14 protein-coding genes are annotated in these 17,312 nt (G+C 69.3%); 9 read left to right on the top strand and 5 right to left on the bottom strand.

What is annotated here, in order from left to right:
- Positions 1 to 20: 20 nt before the first annotated feature.
- A complete protein-coding gene (locus AC1MEQ_RS15885; protein ID WP_479792062.1) occupies positions 21 to 1,784 on the top strand; it encodes an acetyl/propionyl/methylcrotonyl-CoA carboxylase subunit alpha in 1,764 nt (587 codons plus the stop codon).
- Positions 1,785 to 1,864: 80 nt separating this feature from the next.
- Here the strand turns inward: AC1MEQ_RS15885 and AC1MEQ_RS15880 are convergent, their stop codons facing one another.
- Positions 1,865 to 3,196: an MFS transporter gene (locus tag AC1MEQ_RS15880; protein WP_479792060.1), complete on the bottom strand. Its 1,332-nt coding sequence runs from the start codon at positions 3,194 to 3,196 to the stop codon at positions 1,865 to 1,867.
- A 218-nt stretch (positions 3,197 to 3,414) separates the two neighbouring features.
- Positions 3,415 to 4,818, bottom strand: a complete 1,404-nt coding sequence (locus AC1MEQ_RS15875; RefSeq protein WP_479792058.1) for an NAD(P)H-quinone dehydrogenase — start codon at positions 4,816 to 4,818, stop codon at positions 3,415 to 3,417.
- A 93-nt stretch (positions 4,819 to 4,911) separates the two neighbouring features.
- Between AC1MEQ_RS15875 and AC1MEQ_RS15870 the strand changes: the two genes are divergently transcribed.
- The 5 genes from AC1MEQ_RS15870 to AC1MEQ_RS15850 all read left to right on the top strand — a co-directional run bounded on the left by AC1MEQ_RS15870 (position 4,912) and on the right by AC1MEQ_RS15850 (position 9,135).
- The gene (locus AC1MEQ_RS15870) at positions 4,912 to 5,712 is read left to right on the top strand and encodes a purine-nucleoside phosphorylase (protein ID WP_479796157.1); all 801 of its coding nucleotides are present in this window, start codon (positions 4,912 to 4,914) and stop codon (positions 5,710 to 5,712) included.
- Positions 5,713 to 5,759: 47 nt separating this feature from the next.
- Positions 5,760 to 7,520: a phospho-sugar mutase gene (locus AC1MEQ_RS15865; RefSeq protein WP_479792057.1), complete on the top strand. Its 1,761-nt coding sequence runs from the start codon at positions 5,760 to 5,762 to the stop codon at positions 7,518 to 7,520.
- A gap of 29 nt (positions 7,521 to 7,549) precedes the next feature.
- Positions 7,550 to 8,236: a deoxyribose-phosphate aldolase gene (deoC, locus tag AC1MEQ_RS15860; protein WP_479792055.1), complete on the top strand. Its 687-nt coding sequence runs from the start codon at positions 7,550 to 7,552 to the stop codon at positions 8,234 to 8,236.
- Between the two features lie 50 nt (positions 8,237 to 8,286).
- Entirely contained in the window at positions 8,287 to 8,547 is a 261-nt protein-coding gene (locus AC1MEQ_RS15855; RefSeq protein ID WP_479792053.1) for a hypothetical protein, read from the top strand.
- A 183-nt stretch (positions 8,548 to 8,730) separates the two neighbouring features.
- Positions 8,731 to 9,135, top strand: coding sequence for a YtxH domain-containing protein (locus tag AC1MEQ_RS15850; RefSeq protein ID WP_479792052.1), 405 nt, complete (start codon positions 8,731 to 8,733; stop codon positions 9,133 to 9,135).
- 100 nt (positions 9,136 to 9,235) lie between these two features.
- Here the strand turns inward: AC1MEQ_RS15850 and mfd are convergent, their stop codons facing one another.
- The gene (gene mfd, locus AC1MEQ_RS15845; protein WP_479792050.1) at positions 9,236 to 12,841 is read right to left on the bottom strand and encodes a transcription-repair coupling factor; all 3,606 of its coding nucleotides are present in this window, start codon (positions 12,839 to 12,841) and stop codon (positions 9,236 to 9,238) included.
- A gap of 136 nt (positions 12,842 to 12,977) precedes the next feature.
- On the opposite strand from mfd, the gene AC1MEQ_RS15840 reads away from it, so the two are divergent.
- The 3 genes from AC1MEQ_RS15840 (at position 12,978) to nhaA (ending at position 15,417) form a co-directional block, all read left to right on the top strand.
- Entirely contained in the window at positions 12,978 to 13,478 is a 501-nt protein-coding gene (locus AC1MEQ_RS15840) for a DUF2505 domain-containing protein (RefSeq protein ID WP_479792048.1), read from the top strand.
- On the top strand, positions 13,457 to 13,984 hold the full coding sequence (locus AC1MEQ_RS15835) for a VanZ family protein (RefSeq protein ID WP_479792046.1): 528 nt from the start codon (positions 13,457 to 13,459) through the stop codon (positions 13,982 to 13,984). Before AC1MEQ_RS15840 ends, AC1MEQ_RS15835 begins: the two co-directional genes overlap by 22 nt.
- 101 nt (positions 13,985 to 14,085) lie before the next feature.
- Positions 14,086 to 15,417 (top strand): Na+/H+ antiporter NhaA, encoded by a 1,332-nt coding sequence (gene nhaA, locus AC1MEQ_RS15830; protein WP_479792044.1) that lies wholly within the window; start codon positions 14,086 to 14,088, stop codon positions 15,415 to 15,417.
- 3 nt (positions 15,418 to 15,420) lie between these two features.
- Here nhaA and sufU read toward each other — a convergent pair whose 3' ends face one another.
- Together sufU and AC1MEQ_RS15820 are read right to left on the bottom strand one after the other, a co-directional pair.
- Positions 15,421 to 15,885 (bottom strand): Fe-S cluster assembly sulfur transfer protein SufU, encoded by a 465-nt coding sequence (gene sufU, locus AC1MEQ_RS15825; protein WP_479792042.1) that lies wholly within the window; start codon positions 15,883 to 15,885, stop codon positions 15,421 to 15,423.
- Entirely contained in the window at positions 15,882 to 17,207 is a 1,326-nt protein-coding gene (locus AC1MEQ_RS15820) for an aminotransferase class V-fold PLP-dependent enzyme (protein WP_479792040.1), read from the bottom strand. The genes sufU and AC1MEQ_RS15820 overlap by 4 nt, the downstream gene beginning before the upstream one ends.
- Positions 17,208 to 17,312 lie beyond the last annotated feature (105 nt).

Here is a 17,312-nt window from a genome sequence, read left to right as displayed (position 1 = left end):
GTGAAGGAGTTCTACCTGCCATGCCCCAGCTGACCAAGGTCCTCATCGCCAACCGTGGCGAGATCGCCGTCCGCGTCATCCGCGCGGCCCGCGACGAGGGCATCGCCTCCGTCGCCGTCTACGCAGAGCCCGACCGCGAGGCGCTACATGTCCGCCTGGCCGACGAGGCCTTCGCACTCGGCGGCCAAAATGCCGCGGAGTCCTACCTGGTCATGGACAAGATCCTCGAGGCGGCTGCCGCCTCGGGGGCCGACGCCGTCCACCCCGGATACGGCTTCCTCTCCGAGAACGCCGACTTCGCCCAACGGGTAATCGACGCCGGCCTGACCTGGATCGGACCGCCGCCCAGCGCCATTGCCCAGCTCGGCGACAAGGTCCAGGCGCGGCACATCGCCACCAAGGTCGGCGCGCCGCTGGTGCCCGGCACGAAGGAGCCGGTGCGTTCCACGCAGGAGGTCCTGGAATTCGCCGACCACCACGGGCTCCCCCTGGCGATCAAGGCCGCCTACGGCGGCGGTGGCCGCGGCATCAAGGTCGTGCGCTCCCGCGATGAGATCCCCGAGATGTACGAGTCGGCCGTCCGGGAGGCCACGGCGGCCTTCGGCCGGGGCGAATGCTTCATCGAACGCTTCCTGGACTCCCCCCGCCACGTCGAAACGCAGTGCCTGGCCGACGCGCACGGCAACATATCCATCATCTCGACCCGTGACTGCTCGCTGCAGCGTCGCAACCAGAAACTCGTCGAGGAGGCGCCGGCTCCGTTCCTGTCCGAGGACCAGGTCCGCCGCCTGTACGAGTCGTCCAAGGCCATCCTGCGCGAAGCAGGGTACGTCGGTGCGGGAACCTGCGAGTTCCTCGTGGGCACCGACGGCGTCATATCCTTCCTCGAGGTGAACACCCGGCTCCAGGTGGAGCACACCGTCTCCGAGGAGATCTCCGGGATCGATCTGGTCCGCGAGCAGTTCCGCATCGCTCGGGGCGAGGAACTGGGCTACGGAGACCCCGAACTGCGCGGGCACTCCTTCGAGTTCCGCATTAATGGCGAGGACGCCGGACGCGGTTTCATGCCGGCCCCCGGGGCCATCAGCACCCTCCGCTTGCCCACCGGCCCCGGAGTCCGCGTCGATTCAGGGGTCGAACAGGGCGAATCCGTCTCCGGCAACTTCGATTCGATGATCGCCAAGCTGATCGTCACCGGGGCCACCCGCGACCAGGCGGCCGCTCGCGCCCGGCGCGCACTGGGCGAGATGGTCGTTGAGGGCATGCCCACGGTCATCCCGTTCCACCGCGCCGTCATGGCCGACCCCGCCTTCGTACCGGCGTCCGGGCCCTTCAGCGTCCACACCCGCTGGATCGAGACGGAATTCGAGAACACGATCGAACCGTGGACCCCCTCCGGGGCCATGCCCGAGGCCACCGATGAACGCCAGTCAGTGACCGTCGAAGTCGGCGGCCGGCGCCTCGAGGTCGTCCTGCCCGCCGGGTTGGGCGCACGCTCCGGCGGCAAGTCCAACGGCAAGGCCAAGCGGAAGCGCTCGAACCGCTCCAGCAATGGCGCCGCCGTCACCGGCGACAGCCTGACCTCCCCCATGCAGGGCACCATCGTCAAGGTCGCCGTCGCGGACGGGGACACGGTCGCCGAGGGCGACCTCGTGGTTGTGCTGGAGGCCATGAAGATGGAACAGCCGCTCACCGCACACCGTGCCGGAACCATCACGGGTCTCACCGCAGTTGCCGGCGACACCGTTTCGGCCGGGGCGGTCCTGGCCAGCATCCAGGACTGACCCCCGCCCGATACGGCATTGGCCTGCCTCCCCTGACGGGGTGGCAGGCCAATGTCTTTTCGGCTGGGCCCGGTGGGCTATCAGCCCACGTTGTTCTCGAAGTCCCGGTCGCGGGTTTCACCGGTCATGATCAGCGCGATGATCGTCAGCGCGGCGGCGCCTGCCAGGTAGACACCGACCCACATGGTGTTCCCCCCACCTGCCTGCCACAGGGCGATGGCCACGAACGACGCCGGTGCGGCGCCGATGACCGAGGAGAGGTTGTACGCGACCGCGGAGCCGGTATAGCGCACGTTGGCCGGGAACAGCTCCGGCAGGTAGGCGGCCATGGGTCCGAAGGTCAGCCCCATCAAAGAGAGCCCGATGATCAGCCCGACCATGGCGGCTCCCGTCCCGGGTCCGAACATCAGCGTCCAGGTCGCGCCGAAGACAAGGATCAGGAACGAGACGCCCAGCAGGAACTTGCGGCGGCCGAACTTCTCGGCCAGCGGGCCGGAGATGACGGTGAAGATGCCGAAGAACACGACGCCGAGGATCAGCATCCACAGGAATTCGGTGCGCGGCACACCCAATCCGGGCACGAACGCGGCCTCGGCGGCGGCGTCGAACACCTTGCCCTTGGCTTCTGCGGCGGCCCGAGCCTGGTCTACGGTGGCCGGGGAGGTGCCGTAGGTCAGCGTGAAGGACGTCATCAGGTAGAACAGCACGTAGGTGGCGAACATGATGATCGTGCCGGCCAGGACGGGCCGCCAGTGGAAGCGGAAGGTCTGCTTGACCGGGGACTTGACGACCTTCTCCTGCTTGATCACGTTCTGGAAGGAGACGGATTCGACCAGCTTCAGTCGGACGTAGATGCCCACGGCCACCAGCACGGCGGAGAGGATGAACGGCACGCGCCAGCCCCACTGCTGGAACTGCTCGGGGCTCAGCCCCAGCTGCAGGCCGACGAAGACCAGGTTGGCGATGATGAAGCCGATCGGCGCTCCGAGCTGCGGGAACGTGCCGTAGATGGCGCGCTTGTTGGCCGGGGCGTTCTCCGTGGCCAGCAGCGCCGCACCGGACCATTCGCCGCCCAGGGCCAGTCCCTGCGCGAAGCGCAGCAGCACCAGGAGCAGCGGTGCCAGGACGACGAACCCGCCGCTGGCAGCCGGCAGGAAGCCGATGAGGAAGGTTGCGATGCCCATGGTCATCAGGGACGCCACGAGCGTTCCCTTGCGGCCGATCTTGTCGCCGAAGTGGCCGAAGATGATCGAGCCCAGCGGGCGGGCGACGAAGGCGACGCCGAAGATCGCGAAGGAGCTGAGGATGGCGTTGATGTTGGTGGCGTTCGGGAAGAACAACGCCGGGAAGACCAGGACCGAGGCCGTGGCATAGGCGTAGAAGTCGTAGAACTCCACGGTGGTGCCGATCATGCTCGAGAAGATCACGCGACCTCGCGTGTTCGCCTTCGGAACGGCGGTGGTGGGCAAACTGGACACTATTAGGACACCTCTTGTGCGCGTGTGATCAATACTTCGAGTAATACTAGAACTTTTGACCACCCGTCCCTCATTGTGTCCACATACTGGACGCACCTAGGCGTCACAGACGCGTCATGTTCGCCTCCCGTGGGGCCGCGGGAGGCGAACGGCTACAGGTGCTTGTGCAGGCGGCGGGCCGCCTCGGACACCGAGCCCGAGAGCGAGGGGTACACCGTGAAGGTCTGGGCCATGTCGTCCACGTGCAGCCGGTTCTGCACGGCCAGGGCGATGGGGTAGATCAGCTCGGAGGCGCGCGGGGCGACCACGACGCCGCCGATGACCGTGCCGGAGCCGCTGCGGGCGATGATCTTCACGAAGCCCTCCTTGACGTTCATCATCTTCGCCCGGGCATTCGTGGCCAGGTCGAGCTTGATGATGTCGCCCTGGTACTTCCCCTCCTTGACCTGCGCCTCGGTCACGCCAACCGTGGCGATCTCGGGGCTGGTGAAGATGTTGGACGAGACCTCGTGGGTCTTCAGGGGGCGGACCCCGTCGCCCATGAGGTGGGCAATCGCGATGCGACCCTGCATGGCGGCCACGGAGGCGAGCGCGAAGACGCCGGTGCAGTCGCCGGCGGCGTAGACGTTCGGCGCCGTGGTGCGCGAGACGCCGTCGACTTTGATGTGGCCGGATTCGGCGAGTTCGATGCCGGCTTCCTCCAGGCCGATGCCCGCGGTGTTCGGGATGCCGCCAACGGCCACCAGGCAGTGGCTGCCGTCCAGGGTCCGGCCATCGGAGAGGGTGACGCGCACGCCGTCCGCGGTCCGGTCCACTGACTGGGCACGCGACTTGGCCACAACCTCCAGCCCGTTGGCCTCGAACGCATCCTCCAAGACGGCAGCCGCATCGGCGTCCTCGCCGGGGAGGACGCGATCGCGGGAGGACACCAGCGTCACGCGGGTCCCGAGCATGTTGTAGGCAGAGGCAAATTCGGCGCCGGTGACGCCGGAACCGACGACGATGAGGTGTTCGGGGAGTTCCTGGAGGTTGTAGACCTGGGTCCAGGAGAAGATGCGTTCGCCGTCGGGCATCGCGGTGGGCAGCTCGCGGGCATGGGCACCCAGGGCGAGCAGGATGGCGTCGGCTTCGAGGGTCTCCTCGCTGCCGTCGTTGCCGGTGACGGCGATGTGGCGGTTGTCGAGCAGGCGGCCCTCGCCCAGGACGACGCGCACGCCGGCGCGTTCGAGGCCGATGCGGATGTCGGCCGATTGTTCGCGGGCGAGCTCCATCAGGCGGGCGTTCACGACACCGAGGTCGGCACTGGCATCGGCCTTGCCCTCAACGGTCACGCCGAAGGACTGTGCGCCGCTGACCCGGCGCATGGCGTCCGCGGTGGCGATCAGGGTCTTGGAGGGCACGACGTCCGTCAACACCGCCGAGCCGCCCATGCCCTGCCGCTCGACGATGGTCACGTCAGCGCCGAGTTGCGCGGCCACGATTGCCGCCTCATAGCCACCGGGGCCGCCGCCCAGGATGATCAGCCGCTGGGACGTTTTGCTCTGTTCTACGCTCACGTCAGCCCATTCTCCACTACCTGCCCGTAACTTGCACGCCGGGGCCGGTTCCGGGCGCGGGGCAACCGACGGTAGGTTGGTGCCGTGAACGAAATCAACGAAGATCCCTTCCAGCTGGCTCGTGACGCGGCGGCCGCCCTGGCCGAGCAGACCGGCATCGAATCCCACGACACCGCCCTCGTCCTGGGCTCCGGATGGGGCGAGGCCGCCGAATTGATCGGCGAGACCACCCATACCCTGGATGCGGCAACCCTGCCCGGGTTCCACTCCCCCGCCGTCGTCGGGCACACCGGCACCATCCGTTCCATCCTGACCCCGGCCGGGAAGCGGGTGCTGGTGCTCGGCGCCCGGAACCATTACTACGAGGGCAAAGGCGTGCGCGCCGTCGTCCATGGGGTTCGCACCGCGGCCGCCGCAGGCTGCACCACGATGGTGTTGACCAACGGGTGCGGCGGGCTGAACGAGGCCTGGACCCCGGGTACGCCGGTGCTGATCAGCGACCACCTCAACCTCACGGCCGCCTCGCCCCTGGAGGGCGCGACGTTCGTGGACCTCACCGACCTCTACTCTTCGCGCCTGCGGGCGATCGCCCGCGAGGTCGACCCGAGCCTGGACGAGGGCGTCTACGCCCAATTCACCGGGCCCCACTACGAGACCCCGGCCGAAGTCAGGTATGCCCGGCGCATCGGTGCCGACCTCGTCGGCATGTCCACCGCCCTGGAGGCCATCGCCGCCCGGCACGCCGGCATGGAGGTCTTCGGCGTCTCGCTGGTGACCAACCTGGCCGCCGGGATCAGCCCGGTGCCGTTGAGCCATGCGGAGGTCATCGAGGCCGGGCAGGCCGCCGGTCCGCGCATCTCGAAGTTGCTGGCGGAGATCGTCGGGCGCATCTGACCCGGACTGCCCCGCCCATCCGAGAAACACACCACCGCAGGAGCACCATGAATGCCGCCCCCCAGCTGCCCGAGGACCTCTTCGCCCGCGCCGAGGCCTGGGCCGCCGCGGACCCCGACCCGGCGACCGCCGCCGAGCTGCTGGCCCTGCTCGAGGCGTCCCGAACCGACGATGCGGCCGCCGCGGAGCTGGCCGACCGGTTCTCCGGCACGCTCTCCTTCGGGACCGCGGGATTGCGGGCGGCATTGGGTGCCGGGCCGAACCGGATGAACCGGGTCGTGGTCCGGCACACCGCGGCCGGCGTCGCCCGGTACCTGTTCGATGCCGCCGCCGGGGCCTACACCCCGCGGGCCGTGGTCGGGTTCGATGCCCGCTACAACTCGGACGTCTTCGCCGAGGAGACCGCCGCCATCTTCACCGCCGCCGGCATCGAGACGTTCCTGATGCCCGGCCTGTTGCCCACACCGGTGCTCGCCTGGGCCGTCCGCGCCCTGGGGTGCGAGGCCGGGGTCATGGTGACCGCCAGCCACAACCCGCCACAGGACAACGGCTACAAGGTCTACCTGGGCGGACGGGCCGTGTCCGACTCCGGGCAGGGGGCCCAGATCGTCGCCCCGATGGATGCAGGGATCGCCGAGCGCATCGCCGCCTCGGGCCCACTGGACGGCATCGAACTGGCCAGCACCGGCTGGACCGTGCTGCCCGCCGCCGGCGAGCCCGGAGACGTGCAGGCCCGATACCTGGAATCCATCACCGCCCTGGTACCGGCCGACGCGCCCGAACGGGGGCACCGTGCCGACCTGCGGATCGTGCTGACCCCGATGCACGGCGTCGGCGGGGACACGATGTCACGGGCCCTGGCGACCGCGGGCTTCCCCGATGTCCACTTGGTGGCCGAACAGGCCGAACCCGACCCGGATTTCCCCACCGTCGCCTTCCCCAACCCGGAGGAGCCCGGCGCCATCGACCTGGCCCTGGACCTGGCCCTGGCAACGGACGCGGACCTGGTCATCGCCAACGACCCGGACGCGGACCGCTGTGCCGCGGCCGTCAACGACCCGGAGTCCGGCTGGCGGATGCTCACCGGGGACGAGGTCGGCGCCCTGCTGGGCGTCCACATCGCCAGCCGGCTGGCGGCCGGCGCGCCCGGTGCCGCCGCGTCCGGCCCGCCCGTCTTCGCCGACTCGATCGTCTCCTCGCGTCTGCTGGCCCGCATTGCCGCCGCCGCCGGGATCGCCCACGAGGAAACACTGACCGGCTTCAAGTGGATTTCGCGCGTCCCCGGCCTGTCCTTCGGCTACGAAGAGGCGCTGGGCTACTGCGTGGCGCCGGACCTGGTGCGCGACAAGGACGGCATGTCAGCGGCCCTGCTGCTGGCCGAATTCGCGGCCCGCCTCAAGTCCGCCGGACGCACCCTGCTCGATGCGCTCGACGCCCTGGCGCTGGAGCACGGACTGCACGCCACCGACCAGCTCTCGGTGCGCGTGGCCTCGCTGGATGAACTCGGCACCTTGATGGCCCGCCTGCGGTCCCGGGTACCGGCGTCGTTTGCCGGCTCCCCGGTCGACGTCGCCACCGACCTGGCGCTGGGTGGCGCCGCACTGCCGCCGACCGACGCGCTGGCGTTCACCACCGCCGATGCCAGCCGGGTGATCGTGCGCCCCAGCGGCACCGAGCCCAAGCTCAAGTGCTACCTCGAGGTCATCGAACCGGTGGCCTCCGACGACGACCTACCCGCCGCGCGGACCCGCGCCCGCGACCGGCTGGCCCGGGTCCGCGCCGACACCGGCGCGGCACTCGGCCTCTGATCCAACCGACCCACACCTGAGAGGGAACCATGACCCAGCCCACGCCCGCCACCATCGCCTCCTACATCGACCACACGCTGCTCAAGCCCGATGCCTCCCGCGAGGACATCCTGGCCGTCGCCGCCGAGGCCGCGAAATACCAGTTCAAGTCGGTGTGCGTGAACCCGCTCTGGGTCGCGACCGTCGCCGGGGCGCTGCAGGGCTCGGGCGTGCTGACCTGCTCGGTGATCGGCTTCCCGTTCGGGGCGACCACCACCGCGGTGAAGTCCTTCGAGGCCGCCGGGGCCATCGCCGATGGGGCCAGCGAGATCGACATGGTCATCGACATCTCCGCGGCCCGCCGCGGGGACCGTGACGCGCTGGTCGCCGACATCGGCGGCGTCGCGGCCACCGTGCACGACGGCGGTGCCATCCTCAAGGTGATCATCGAGACCTCGCTGCTGGACGAGGCCGCCAAGGTCCTGGCCTGCCAGGCCGCCGTCGAGGCAGGGGCCGACTTCGTGAAGACCTCCACCGGTTTCGCCGGGGGCGGGGCGACGGTCGAGGACATCGCGTTGATGCGCCGCACGGTCGGCCCGGAGCTGGGCGTCAAGGCCTCCGGCGGGGTCCGTTCCCTCGCCGACGCACAGGCGATGATCGAGGCCGGGGCCACACGGCTCGGGGCCAGCTCGGGAGTTGCTATTGTAGAGGGTGAGCAGGGCACCGCCGGCTACTAGCGCGAGCGCGCACCACCGCCAGCCGGCGCATCACAACAAGGAGAATCGCAGTGTACTCAGACGGCAAGAGCAAGGCCTATTCCGGCCAGGGCAACTTCGCGGGCAACTTCCTGGCCTTCGCGGTGTTCTTCATCCTGTTCCTGGGCGCCCTCTACGCGCTGAGCTTCTGGACCTTGGAAAACGCCTGGCTGCCGGGCATCGCGTGCTTCGTGCTGGCCCTGCTGTCGTTCGGCATCCCGCAGACCATCCTCGGCCACTCCGACTCACACGAGTCCGAGCGCCGCCCGGCCGCAGAGGTCGTCAGGAAGTAGCAGCACCACACCACCTCCACGGGTGCCCGCCGGCCTAGCCGGAGGGCACCCGTCGTCGTTTCCCGCCCCCGCGGCCGTGCGGGTGCGGTGCGCGACGCATTGCACTGCGTCCCGGGCTCGAACGCGTTAGTGTGGATTCCGGGTTCCAGACCGGTTCCCACGCGTGAGCAGAGGAGGAACGAAATGCGCATCTTCACATTTCTGGCCGGAGCAGCAGTGGGATACGTCCTCGGCACCCGGGCGGGCCGCGAACAGTACGACCAGCTCCGCGGCAAGGTCCAGAACCTGTGGCAGGACCCCCGCACGCAGGAAAAGCTGAATGACGTCGAGAATGCCATCAAGGACAAGGCACCCGATGTCGGCGCGGCTGCCGCGTCGGCCGCGGGCACCGTGGCCGGGAAGGTGAAGGACACCGCGTCCAACGCCCTGCACCGCGCCAAGTCCGGTAACGGGTCCGAGGCAGGCTCCGGCGCCCCCTCGCACGCCAACGACCACATCTCCGACCCTTCCCTCGGGTCGGCCGGCGAGACGAGCGATTGGACCGACGAGGGCGGCGCCACGCCGACCGGCCCCAGCGCCGTCCGGTAGGCGGACGGGGTAGGCTCCCGAACACGACGCGACCCGGTCGAATCCCCAAAGGTTCGGCCGGGTCGCGTGCGTCCGGGGTGGCAATGGTGCCGCGGGGCGGTCAGTCCTCGAACAGCGCCTCCAGCACCCCCGAGGCCCACGCGAGGATCTCGGCGTCGGCCAGGTCCCTTCCGCCGATCGACGCCGTCTTCGGCTTGGGGATCAGCACGGCATCCAGCGCCGGCTTGTGCTGCGCCCCCTTGTACATCCGGTTCATGCGCAGCAGCTTCGACTCGGGCAGGGTCCCCGGCGCGAACTTGATGAAGTTGCCCTGCATCGCCACATCCGTCAGGCCCGCGGCCCGCGCCCTGACCCGGAAACGGGCGACCTCCAGCAGGTTGACCACCGCCGCCGGCGGCTCGCCGTAGCGGTCGACGAGTTCGGCGACGACCGCGTCGATGGCCTCCGGATCCGTCGCCGCCGCCAGCTTCCGGTAGGCTTCCAGCCGCAGCCGCTCCCCCGGAACGTAGTCGTGGGGCAGGTGGGCGTTGACCGGCAGCTCGATCTTCATGTCGGCGACCTTCTCCTCGGTCTCGCCCTTGAAGTTGGCCACCGCCTCGCCGACCAGCCGGATGTAGAGGTCGAACCCGACGCCGGCGATGTGCCCGGACTGCTCGCCGCCGAGCAGGTTGCCGGCCCCGCGGATCTCCAGGTCCTTCATCGCCAGCTGGAAGCCGGAGCCGAGTTCGTTGTGCGCCGCCACGGCCTTCAGCCGCTCCAGGGCGACCTCACCCAGCGGCTTTTCGGCGTTCCAGAGGAAGTAGGCGTAGGCGCGGTCGCGTCCGCGGCCCACACGCCCACGCAGCTGGTGCAGCTGGCTCAGCCCGTAGTTGTTCGCCCGGTCCACGATCAGCGTATTGGCGTTGGAGATGTCCAGTCCGGTCTCGATGATCGTGGTGGAGACCAGGACGTCGAACTTCCTGTCCCAGAAGTCCACGATGATCTGCTCCAGCCTGGCCTCGCTCATCTTGCCGTGCGCGACCTCCACGCGCGCCTCCGGGACGAGCTCGCGCAGCTTTGCGGCGACCGAGTCGATCGAGGAAACCCGGTTGTGGACGAAGAAGACCTGGCCCTCGCGCATGAGTTCACGGCGGATCGCCGCCGTGACCTGCTTGTCGGTATGCGGTCCGACGTAGGTGAGCACCGGATGGCGTTCCTCCGGCGGGGTCGCCAGTGTGGAGGTTTCGCGGATACCGGTCAAAGACATCTCCAGCGTGCGCGGGATCGGGGTCGCCGACATGGCCAACACGTCGACATTGGTGCGCATCTGCTTCAGCGCCTCCTTGTGCTCGACGCCGAAACGCTGCTCCTCGTCGACGATCACCAGGCCCAGGTCCTTGAACTGCACCTCCTTGGACAGCAGGCGGTGCGTGCCGATGACCACGTCGATGGAACCGTTCTTGAGCCCCTCGACGGCGTCCTTGGCCTCCTTCGGCGTCTGGAAGCGCGACAGCGAGGCGACCCGTACCGGGAAACCGGAAAAGCGGTCCCCGAAGGTCTCGATGTGCTGGCGGGCCAGCAGCGTCGTGGGGACCAACACCGCGACCTGCTTGCCGTCCTGGACGGCCTTGAACGCCGCACGGACCGCGATCTCGGTCTTGCCGAAGCCGACGTCGCCGGAGATGAGCCGGTCCATCGGGATCTCCCGCTCCATGTCGGCCTTGACCTCGTTGATCGTGGTCAGCTGGTCGGGCGTCTCGACGAACGGGAAGGCCTCCTCCAGTTCGGACTGCCAGGGCGTGTCCTTCCCGAACGCATGCCCCCGGGAGGCCATCCGGGCGGAGTAGAGGCGGATGAGGTCCGCGGCGATCTCCTTGACCGCCCGCCGTGCCCTGGACTTGGTGTTCGACCAGTCGCTGCCGCCCATCTTCGACAGCGAGGGGGTCTCCCCGCCGACGTAGCGGGTGACCTGGTCCAGCTGGTCGGTCGGCACGAAGAGCCGGTCCCCGGGCGCCCCCCGCTTGGACGGTGCGTACTCGAGCACCAGGTATTCGCGCATGGACCCCGAGGTCCCGCCGACCTTGCGCTGGATCAGCTCGACGAACCGGGCGATGCCGTGCTGTTCGTGCACGACGAAGTCGCCCTCGCTCAGCTGCAGCGGATCCACCGCGTTGCGGCGCCGGGCGGCGAGCTTGCGGGTCGATTTGGCGGAGTAGGCACTGGAGCGTCCCAGCAGGTCGGCCTCGGTGAGCAACCCGAGTTTCAGGGAGTCGAAGACGAACCCCCGCCCGGCCACCGCCGTCGTGATCTCGATCAGCCCCTCGGTGGGGGCGCCGTCCACGGAGTCGACGCGGTGGCAGGGGATGCCGGCATCGTGGAAGAGCTCCGCGAGGCGCTGGGCCGGGCCGGGGCCATCGGTGGCCACGACCACGCGCCAGTCATCGCGCACGCGGGAGCCGATGAAGTCCATCATCTCGGCGACCTCGCCCTGGTAGCCGCGTGGTTCGCGCGCCGCAACGTTCAGCGAGTCGATATCCAGTTCCAGCTCGCCGTCGCGGGTCAACGACGTGATGGACCACCAGCTGACCTGCGAGGCCAGGGCGGTGGCGCGGGTGTCGGCCAGGGTGGAGAAGTTCCCGGCCTCCAGGGCGGCACCGAGGCCCTCGGCCTGCATCAGGTCCACCGGTGCCGCACCGCCGTCGGAGGCGGTGGACCAGGCGGCGGCGAGGAATTCGGCGTTGGTCTCGGCGAGGTCGTGGGCACGGGCCCGCACCCGTTCGGGCTCCATCACCACGGCCACGGAATCCGCCGGCAGCACCCCGACGAACGGGACCATGGCGTCGACCAGCAACGGTGCCAGCGACTCCATCCCCTCGACGGCGATGCCTCCGGCGATCTTCTCCAGCATGTCGGCCGCGGCCGGCATCCCGGCCTTCAACTTGGCCGCGCGGGACATCACGGACGGGGTGATCAGCAGTTCGCGGCACGGTGGCGCGTAGAGCACCGTGGGATCCGCGATCCCGCCCTCGGCCTTGTCGGCCTTGGAGAAGGAGCGCTGGTCGGCGACGGCGAACCAGCGCATCGACTCGACCTCGTCACCGAAGAAGTCGATGCGGATCGGGTGGTCCTCGGTGGGCGGGAAGACATCGAGGATCCCGCCGCGCACGGCGAACTCGCCCCGGTGCGTGACCATGTCCACGCGGGCGTAGGCGGCGTCCGCCAGCTCGTGCACGACGGCGTCGAACGACCTCTCCTCGCCCGTCGCCAGCCGCACGGGGGCCAGCTCCCCGAGTCCCTTGACCAGTGGCTGCACCACGGCACGGATCGGCGCGACGACCACCTTCAGCGGGCCCCCGGACTGCCCGGGGTGGGCGAGCCGGCGCAGCACGTTCAGCCGACGTCCCACCGTGTCCGAGCGCGGGGAGAGCCGCTCGTGCGGGAGCGTCTCCCAGCTGGGGAACTCCTCGACGGCGCCGTCGGGCAGGTAGGCGCGCAGCGCCCCGGCCAGTTCCTCCGCCTCGCGGCCGGTGGCGGTCACGGCCAGGACGATGCCGTCGCCGGCGGACAAGCCGTCGACCACCTCGGTGACCAGGGCGGCACGCAGCCCGGCGGGGGCCGCCACCTCGAGGTCCTGGCTCCGTGCGCTGAAGTCCTTCGACGCATAGGTGCGCACGCGCGCGTAGGACGGATCGGCAGCCAGGGCCGCGCGGAGGCCAGTGAGGGCCATGGGGTTCCTTCCGGGAAACAGCACAAAAGCCCGGCATCAACAAGGAGGCCGGGGTGGCTCCCAGCCTACCGCGATTTGGCGCACCACCCCGTAGCATGGACTCCGATACCACCATCCCGATCGCCGAGGAGACCCCATGGCCTTGAACGCCTCCACCACGCTGCCCCACCCTCCCGAGGCCGTCGTCGACGTGCTCACCCGTCGCGATTTCGTCGAGCACATCAGCCAGCGGGCCGGCGCCACCCTGACGGACTTCACCGTCTCGGGCCCGGTCAGCGGCGCCTTCACCACCACGACGGTCCGCACGGTGCCGACCGACCGGTTCCCCGAGATGGTCAAGAAGTTCGTTGGCCAGACGCTGAACGTCACCCAGCACGAGACCTGGTCCGCCCCCGCGGCCGATGGCAGCCGCACCGCGGATGTCACGGTCGACGTCGCCGGGGCGCCGGTCAAGGTCAAGGCCGTGCAGAAGCTGGTGGCCTCCTCCGGGGCCACCACGATCGAGCTCACCGGCGATGTCACCTCCTCCATCCCGTTCCTGGGCGGGAAGATCGCGGCGACGGCCGAGCCGTACCTGGCCAAGGCACTGAACCTGCAGGCCGCCGAGGCCAAGAAGTGGCTCGAACAGCCGGCCTAGGCTTCGCGGCCCTGCGGACCGGCCTGCCGCTGGCCGGCTTGTTGCCAAGCCGCCAGCGCCTCGCCTACATCGTGGTCCCGGCCGCCCTCTACCTGGCCGCCGTGCTGTTCGTCGTTTTCTGGCCCGTACCGGTCGACCGGCCCGTGCAGGGCGGCCTGGACCGGGCCCTTTCCTGGCTGCACGGCCACGGCATCCCTGGCTGGTTCGACTACGGCCTGGTCGAGTGGCTGGCCAACGTGGCCATGTTCGTCCCGTGGGGTGCCTTCGGTGCGGTCATCCTGGCCCCCCGCAGATGGTGGATGGTCGTGCTGGCGGCGCTGCTGGCCAGCACGGCGATCGAGACGGCACAGCTGGTGCTGCTGGCCGCCCGCTTCGCCTCCCCGGCCGACGTCGTGGCCAACACGCTGGGGGCGGTGGCGGGCGTCCTGTTCTGTGCGGCAACCTTCCCGGCGGTGGTCTCCTCGGTGCGCCGTCGCTACGGAACCCGGGTGCCGCCGTTGTCATGATTTGTGTCCGGCACCACCTGGCGCGGTAGGGTCGAAAGCGGTGAGCCGGGAAGTCTGGTCGGCAATGACAACGTTGTGCCCACTTGAAGTCGAGGACCCCGATGACCACACCTGATCCCACCCCTCCCCGCAGCACCATCCTGGGCCGCGGCAGCTACCGCGAATCCCTGCGCATCGGCGAGATCCTGCGCAAGGAGACCATCGGCGGGCTGATCCTCATCGTCGCGGCGGCCCTGGCGATCATCTGGGCGAACAGCCCCTGGGGCGCCGGCTACTTCGCCCTGCGCGACTTCCACCTGGCCGTTCCCCTTCCCGGCGTGGACCTGGATCTGAGCCTGGGGCACTGGGCCTCGGACGGGCTGCTGGCGGTCTTCTTCTTCCTCACCGGTCTGGAGCTGAAGAAGGAATTCGTCATCGGGGACCTGAAGGACTTCAGCCGCGCCATCGTCCCGGTCACCGCCGCCTTCGGTGGCGTGCTGGTGCCGGCGCTGATCTACGTCGCGCTGAACATCGGCACGGGCGGGTCGACCCTGCATGGCTGGGCGATCCCCACGGCGACCGACATCGCGTTCGCCGTCGCCGTGCTCGCCGTCATCGGATCCAGCCTACCCTCGCCGCTGCGCCTGTTCCTGCTGACCCTGGCCGTGGTCGATGACCTCATCGCGATCGTCATCATCGCCTTCGTCTACACCGACGACCTCAAGCTGGAATACTTCGGTTTGTTCCTCATTCCGCTGCTGGCCTTCTTCTTCGTGGCGCAGCGGTTCCAGAAGCTCTTCGCGACCCGCAGCTGGGCCGCCTGGGTGATCCTGCTGCCGCTGGGGCTCATCGCCTGGGCGCTGCTGCACGAATCCGGGGTCCACGCGACGATCGCCGGCGTGCTGCTCGGCTTCGCGGTCCCGGTGCTGCGGCGCGACAAGGCCGAGGGAACCGGGCTCTCCGAACGCATGGAGCACCGTTTCCGGCCCCTGTCCTCGGGCATCTGCGTGCCGGTCTTCGCCTTCTTCTCCGCCGGCGTCGCGCTCGGTGGCGCGGCGGGGATCGGCAAGGCGCTGCAGGATCCGGTTGTCTGGGGCATCATCATCGGACTGGTAGTGGGCAAGCCGATCGGCATCATGGGATCGACCTACCTGCTCACCCGTACCCGGCACGCCCACCTGAATCCCTCGATCCGCTGGGGCGATCTGTTCGGCGTGACGCTGATCGCCGGCATCGGGTTCACCGTCTCGCTGCTGGTCTCCGAGCTCAGTTTCGGGCTGGAGTCACCGCATTACGAGCACGCCAAGGTCGCCATCCTCACCGGGTCGCTGCTCGCCGCGATCCTCGGCGCCATCTGGCTGGCCCCGCGCAACCGGCGCTACCGCCGGCTGGCGGAGGAAGAGCGCCGGGACGACGACGGCGACGGGATCCCCGACGCCTACCAGCAGGACTAGGACCTAGCCTTGGCCGCCCGCCATATCCGCGGCGGCCAGGGCCTGTTCGGCGGCCACCCAGGCGAGCATCGCGCACTTGACCCTGGCGGGGAAGCGCGATACGCCGGAGAAGGACGCTGCGTCGCCGAGGACCTCCTCGTCGGCCTCGATGGCACCACGCGAGCGCATGACGGTGCGGAACTGCTCGGCCAACTCCAACAACGTCTCCCGGCTTCCGCCCGTCGCGAGGTCGACCAGCACCGAGGCGGAGGCCATTGAGATCGAGCAGCCGTCCCCCTCCCAGCTGATCCGGTGGATGGCTTCGCCCTCGGTTTCCACCCGCAACCGGATCTGGTCGCCGCAGACCGGGTTGTGCTGGTGGGTCTCACCCCAGGCATGGCCGGCTTCCGACTCGACGAGCCCCTCCCCGTTGCGGCGCTTGGCGTGGTCCAGGATGATCTGCTGGTACAGCTGTTCCAGGTCGCTCATGCGCCCACCCCGAAGAACCAGCGCACGTCGGCCACAGCGCCCAGGAAGGCGTCGACGTCATCGTCCGTGTTGTAGAGATAGGTGCTCGCCCGGGTGCTGGCGGTGACGCCGAGGGCCCGGTGCAGCGGTTGGGCACAATGGTGCCCGACGCGCACGGCGACTCCGCGGCTGTCCAGGAACTGGCCGACATCGTGCGGGTGGACGCCGGGGACGTCGATGGTGGCGGTGCCGATGCGGGCGGCTCCGGCCGGGCCGAGTTGGCGCACACCGGGGATCGACGCGAGTCCGGCGGCGAGGCGCCGGCCCAGGTGTTCCTCCCAGGCGGCGATGCGGTCCATGCCGACCTCATCCAGGTAGTCGATCGCCGCAGCCAGGGCGACGGCCTGGGAGATCCGCTGGGTACCCGCCTCGAAGCGGGTCGGCGCCGGCAGGAATTCGGAGCGTTCCATGGTCACGGTGGTGATCATGGAGCCGCCGGTGAGGAAGGGGGGCATGGCGTCGAGCAGTTCCCGCCGACCATACAGGGCGCCGATGCCGGTGGGGCCGAGCATCTTGTGGCCGGAGAAGGCCATGAAGTCCACATCCAGTGCCTTCACGTCCACGGGCAGGTGCGGAACTGACTGGCAACCATCCAGGACCGTCAGGGCACCGACGGCGCGGGCCAGCTCCACGAGGGCTGCAACGTCGACCACGGTTCCCAGCACGTTGGAGACGTGGGTGAAGGCGAGGATGCGGGTGCGCGGGCCGACCAGGTCCGCGGCAAGATCCATCCGCAATGCGCCGTCACCGTCGACCGGGATGTACTTCAGGCTCGCTCCGGTGCGGAAGGCGAGCTCCTGCCAGGGGATGAGGTTGGCGTGGTGCTCGAGCTCGGTCACCAGGATCTCGTCGCCCGGGCCCAGCGCGAAGCGTTGGGCGGCTTCCCCTCCCCTGCCGGCGCTGGCATTGGAGAAGGAATAGGTGAGCAGGTTCAGCGCCTCGGTGGCGTTCGAGGTCCAGACGACCTCGTCGGTCCCGGCCCCGATGAACCGTGCGGTCTTCTCGCGGGCTTCCTCGTAGATCTCGGTGGCCTCGACGGCGAGGGTATGCGCGCCACGGTGGACGGCCGCGTTGAAGTTCTCGTAGAAGTGCTGCTCGGTGTCCAGGACCGATTGAGGCTTCTGCGACGTCGCTCCGGAGTCGAGATAGACCAGGGGCACGGAATTCACGGTCCGTTCCAGCAGGGTGAAGTCGGCGCGCAGGCGGCGCACTTCCGTGTTGTCCAGCGGGGCCAGGGCCGGTTCGGCATCTGCTGCCCCGCGGGGTCCGGTAACTGTTTCCACGTACGTCGCGTCCTTGGATCGGGGATGTTCGTCGGGGCACGGGCCCCGTGGATTCCGCAACGAATCCATGACCTAATGATCGCACGCACGGTGGGGCCCGTTCAT

This window comes from Arthrobacter sp. ASL1, from assembly GCF_056680475.1.
The sequence above is the reverse complement of the archived record's forward strand: the minus strand, read 5'-3'. Positions and strand labels throughout refer to the sequence as shown.

Coding starts and splice junctions, on each gene's coding strand:
- AC1MEQ_RS15885 (WP_479792062.1), top strand. CDS start 21: ATGCCCCAGCTGACCAAGGTCCTCATCGCCAACCGTGGCGAGATCGCC.
- AC1MEQ_RS15880 (WP_479792060.1), bottom strand. CDS start 3,196: ATGATCGGCACCACCGTGGAGTTCTACGACTTCTACGCCTATGCCACG.
- AC1MEQ_RS15865 (WP_479792057.1), top strand. CDS start 5,760: ATGAATGCCGCCCCCCAGCTGCCCGAGGACCTCTTCGCCCGCGCCGAG.
- deoC (WP_479792055.1), top strand. CDS start 7,550: ATGACCCAGCCCACGCCCGCCACCATCGCCTCCTACATCGACCACACG.
- AC1MEQ_RS15850 (WP_479792052.1), top strand. CDS start 8,731: ATGCGCATCTTCACATTTCTGGCCGGAGCAGCAGTGGGATACGTCCTC.
- mfd (WP_479792050.1), bottom strand. CDS start 12,841: ATGGCCCTCACTGGCCTCCGCGCGGCCCTGGCTGCCGATCCGTCCTAC.
- AC1MEQ_RS15840 (WP_479792048.1), top strand. CDS start 12,978: ATGGCCTTGAACGCCTCCACCACGCTGCCCCACCCTCCCGAGGCCGTC.
- nhaA (WP_479792044.1), top strand. CDS start 14,086: ATGACCACACCTGATCCCACCCCTCCCCGCAGCACCATCCTGGGCCGC.
- sufU (WP_479792042.1), bottom strand. CDS start 15,885: ATGAGCGACCTGGAACAGCTGTACCAGCAGATCATCCTGGACCACGCC.